General features: G+C 33.3%; 4 protein-coding genes and 1 pseudogene. 1 reads left to right on the top strand and 4 read right to left on the bottom strand.

The features are described from left to right. Nucleotides 1-110, bottom strand: a pseudogene (locus RMR19_RS21990) (pyridoxamine kinase); the annotation flags it as partial. Between the two features lie 229 nt (nucleotides 111-339). On the opposite strand from RMR19_RS21990, the gene RMR19_RS07580 reads away from it, so the two are divergent. Next, complete coding sequence (locus tag RMR19_RS07580) at nucleotides 340-630, top strand: hypothetical protein (RefSeq protein ID WP_310602893.1); 291 nt, start codon at nucleotides 340-342, stop codon at nucleotides 628-630. A gap of 225 nt (nucleotides 631-855) precedes the next feature. Here RMR19_RS07580 and RMR19_RS07585 read toward each other — a convergent pair whose 3' ends face one another. The 3 genes from RMR19_RS07585 to RMR19_RS07595 form a co-directional block, all read right to left on the bottom strand. Continuing rightward, the gene (locus tag RMR19_RS07585; protein WP_310602894.1) at nucleotides 856-2,280 is read right to left on the bottom strand and encodes a hypothetical protein; all 1,425 of its coding nucleotides are present in this window, start codon (nucleotides 2,278-2,280) and stop codon (nucleotides 856-858) included. Continuing rightward, a complete protein-coding gene (locus RMR19_RS07590) occupies nucleotides 2,250-3,797 on the bottom strand; it encodes a lipopolysaccharide biosynthesis protein (protein ID WP_310602895.1) in 1,548 nt (515 codons plus the stop codon). The genes RMR19_RS07585 and RMR19_RS07590 overlap by 31 nt, the downstream gene beginning before the upstream one ends. A 15-nt stretch (nucleotides 3,798-3,812) precedes the next feature. Further along, a partial coding sequence (locus RMR19_RS07595; protein ID WP_310602896.1) for a polysaccharide pyruvyl transferase family protein occupies nucleotides 3,813-4,602 on the bottom strand: 790 nt, incomplete at its 5' end.

The following is a 4,602-nucleotide window of genomic DNA, read 5'->3' on the forward strand; positions in this document are numbered from 1 at the left end:
GTAGGAATAATTGATGTTTCTACCCCCATTGCAGAAATAATAGGCAGTGCTACTGTCAAAGAGCATTTCCCCACACATGATATATCCTGTATTGTCACAATCCGTTTCATACTAACAATTACATCCTTTCGGTGCTTACAAATTTGAGCTGCAAGCAAATTTTCTCTACAAAACATTATACTTCTTAACTTGAAACAAGACAATTCATTTTCTCTTTTTCACTTAATTCTTTCTATTGTCCCTATTTGTGTATTTCTTCAATTAAATACATTGTTAATTTTTCACAATTAGTTTATAATATGTGTACAAGATGTAATACATAATAGAGGAGGGATTCCTATGCAAAAATATAGAAGAAGCGCTTTAGAAGTTGAGGCGAGAAAATATGAATTAGACCAAGGTATGGAAGATGGTTTTGAATTATGGACTAAGGTTGTCACAAATGGCTGGATTGTTGCTGATGGGGTAGTTAAAGTAACACGTCCCGATGGTGCTATTGTATGCCCATTCATCCAAAACAGACGTGGCGTCATCTTTATCCGCGAGGGAGACTACATTATCTATGAAGATTTAGGTGAGCGTCATGTTTGTGGCCAAGATAAGTTTGACGAAAGATACAAACCATTGTAAAATTATTTATTATCAGACTTAAATACATGGAGGATTATTATGTTTATTATATTAGCAGGTGGTTTATTAATTATTATTGTTGCTGTTATTGTAGCGGTCGTTTCTTCTGTTGTTTCTGCCGCGGCAGCAAGTGAAGATATTGAGAGCTAAATCGAAAAATTATGAGATACTATATATAAGATCAAAACCTCGGAAATTTTATTAATTCCCGAGGTTTTGATTTTATTATGCAATGATGATACACCCTAACACAGTTCCATCATATTCTTTAATTAGCTCTATTTCTTTCTCTAAATCACGATAAGGCGAAGCGCCAATCTGCTCTAACAATATGGTGTTTTTAACCTCTGCCATTATTCTCAATGAAGTCTCGTCATAACAAATATTTTCCCCTGTTACTACTTCAACACCCATCTTGGCCATATATTCTTTTATCTCTTCAACAATCTTCTGCTCTGCTGCATTCATTACTGTCCCAGTTATAAATATTCTATCCAAACTAAGATTCTTGCATGTCAACTCAAGATTTGTACAAATAATCTTCATCGTTGTGTTCGTAAGTTTTCCTTTGTCTCCTCGGTTCTTAATCTTTAACAACAACCTATCTAGTGCAACTCTTTTTTTATCTCTATCTAATGTTCCAAATAAACGCAATTGATAAGTTTCAACCATTTCATTCACAAACTGTAGTCTTGTTTCAAAAAGCGCAAAACAGATAATCACAACAATTGCCAAGAAAGCGCCTACAAACACGCCTAAAATCATATATACTTTACTAATCGATGGGCTTTGCATCTTAAATATGTTTTCTTCACTTTCATTTTCAAGACTTTCTCCTATTTTAGCTATCTGTGCACTTGTCATCACCGACTTCAAGGTCTTAAATTTGCTACGATAGGAATCCATAGCAGTTTGATAATCCAATTGGCGTTTACCAAGATTGACATCCACTCGCACGCTAGCATTTTCCGCTATCAATACAAGTTCGTGGCTTCCCATTTTCTGTGCTAATGTTTCTCCATACGAATTTAGCGCTACCTTCACAGCACTAACCATGTCTTCCAATACCTCTTTATCAGGATATACTACTTCAATGGTAAAAATTGAACTTCCTTGTTCTGCATAAACAAAGATCAATTCTTCAATATATCTTGGTTCAATATCCAACTTTGTACTATCTAATATTTCTTTTATAAGCTCTTCATTCTTAAGATATTTCTTATACATATATACAATATCCTGTACATAGTTTTCCCTTGTATCCTCGCCTTCATAGGCATTCTGAGCACCAATATAATACTCTAGGGTTATGACATCTTCTTGAAAAGAATTAATGCTCATTAAAATAGAGCTTTCCAAATACTCTCTTGTTTCGATTGCTATTTTTTGTAATGCACTTGCATCCTGAATTTGCTGTAATTCCTCAACACTAAAGTTTTCTTCGATAATACTTAAGCCTGTTTCCTTTTGTTCCTCTACAGCCTTTTCATGCTTTATCTTTGCAGCTTCATACGTTCTCATGTCTTTCGAGTAACGTAATGCTGTCGCTATAACAGCAAAGATAATTGCACATAGGACAATTTTCTTCCACTCAAATATAACTTTCCAAATAAGTTCTTTTATTGATATATTTCTGTTCCACTTTTCCATCTAACTCTCTCCCTTTTCCTATATATCTTTTTAATAATACCCTTTGTAAACTCAGCCATCCATCTATAGTCCAAAGCAAAGTTAAGCGCATACATCACTACTCCCTCAATTAGAGAAAATATAACTGCCAGTATTATCCATTCATAATAGCTGGTTGCCATATTTCCCAAATGCAAGGCATATGTAATTAACCCAAGACTTGCGCCCATATTCACTATAATTTCAAATACCATTTTTTTAAGTCCCTCCACCAGGAGGTGGCACTGGTAAATATTCATGACAAGAATAATGCTTGTACCAATAAAAGATCCAAATATGACACCCGATATTCCAAATTTTACCATTAATACAATGGAAATAACTAAATTTGCAATTGCCGCAACCGCACATTGAACATTTTGCTTCGCAAAGTTTCCTGTAACATTTAGCATGGTTCCAAAAGGCCTATTTATAATTTGAACAAAATATTGAAGAAAGAAGAGTATTGCTAATTCACTTCGCACATAATTTATATCATTAATACCTATTGTATATACATACACAAAGTTTACAATCAAACTAGCTGTAATTGTAAAAATAATTGTTGATGCCAATAATGTAATTTTAAAATACATTTTAAAATAATAGTCAATTTTTTGCTTGTCACCTTCGCTCCACAAATGTCCTAATGAATTAAAGGGAGCTTGTACTCCTGATGATAACAATCCGAAAATCGAACGAAATATTTGCTGGTACAAATTATATACGCTTGCTGCTGCTAATCCCACTCCTGACGAAATAAGGACCAAATCCGTTGATGTGAATAATGTATTCGCAATCTTCTGAAACAATACATCCCCAGTTCCCTTTATAAGACGTTTATCATAGTTCCCTTTATAAGTAGCAAATTGAAAGTTTTTCTTTTCATACCATCTGTTACATCCAATATTCAAAATAATATTTAAAACATTAATCCCATAAACCCAAATAATATCTGCATAGCTTACCAACAATACAATTGACAAAATCCAAGTAAGCGTCTTAACAATCAAACTAATTCCTACTTGAATATATTCTCGATTCACGCCCTGAAGCAATACTGTATATTTTGATTGAAAACACAAAGATAATGACGTTGACATTACTGTAACAATTAGTAGCATATAAGTTCGGTTATAAGAAAATGGGCTATCAATAAACTTCAAGTAGATTGTTCCTACTGCCAATACCGCAATTGTAATGATTAGACCAATCCTTACATATACCCTCTTGGTAGTATATAAAATGTCATTCAGTTTCTCATAATTTTTTGTGGTATATGGTTCATAAATGGACACTACTGCTGCCGTAGTAAATCCGCCTTCAATAATTGCAAAAAGACCTACAAACTGCGTTAACGTAGAAATCAGTCCATTTATATCCGAGCCATAATTTCTCATAATGAGATTGTTATATATTAAGTTAAATATAGCAACTAATCCACTATTCAATATTGCCAATATTAGCATCAGCAATGTTGCTTTTTTCTTTGATGACATTTTACTTCTCCCATATTACATTTTAATAATTTCACAATATCTTTCCATACTGTCTATTTGCGGAAACTCAACACAGTCTCCTCGTTCCAGTTGCGCTAAGCATTCCTCTAAATCCCATTTTTGAGTGTTCTGTAAATTAAAATATTTCTTTTCGTACTTCTCTTCTAGCATGTGATATTGAAGAAACCCAGAAATTTTTCCATTTTGAGGATTTGTATAATCTATAATATAATTATTACCATTTAGAATTGTTTGTAAAACTACTGAATGGTACCGCATTCCTATACATGCTTGAGCATTTAGATATGTTTCATATAACTCATGCAAATTTTGTGGCTTATATTGTACAACTACTTTTTCATGTATACTTTCATCACAAATTTCTGCAAAAAAATCCCTATCATCTCCGCCAATAAAAAAAGTATGCATCGGAATTAACCGAACCTCATGATTCTCAGCTATTTTTCTTAGCAAAATGCGTATTTCCTCTATTGTTAGACTTTTATTCTGTCCATATTCATTTGGGAACTCTCTAAAATTTATAGCCACATAATTCTCTTTTTGCTTTACCTTTTCCTTTAAATATTGCTGTGCCGAAATAATCGCTGGATCATCCAGCACATATATATCCGAACGTTCAACCATCGTATTACACATTTGAGCTGAGGCTTCATCTCTCCATATTACTTTATCACTTAACTCTATTAATTCTTTTGCACATAATTGATACTTCTGTGTATTTAAAGGACCAAGGCCACACCCCATAAGCACTGTTGTCTTATTCCTTCTTCTTGCCATTTTAAAA

The organism is Anaerosporobacter sp. (assembly GCF_031551385.1).
GTDB lineage: Bacteria > Bacillota > Clostridia > Lachnospirales > Lachnospiraceae > Anaerosporobacter.

Bases quoted from the DNA above. Each gene is read 5' to 3' on its own strand.
- RMR19_RS07585 (WP_310602894.1), bottom strand. From the start codon at position 2,280: ATGGAAAAGTGGAACAGAAATATATCAATAAAAGAACTTATTTGGAAA.
- RMR19_RS07590 (WP_310602895.1), bottom strand. From the start codon at position 3,797: ATGTCATCAAAGAAAAAAGCAACATTGCTGATGCTAATATTGGCAATA.
- RMR19_RS07580 (WP_310602893.1), top strand. From the start codon at position 340: ATGCAAAAATATAGAAGAAGCGCTTTAGAAGTTGAGGCGAGAAAATAT.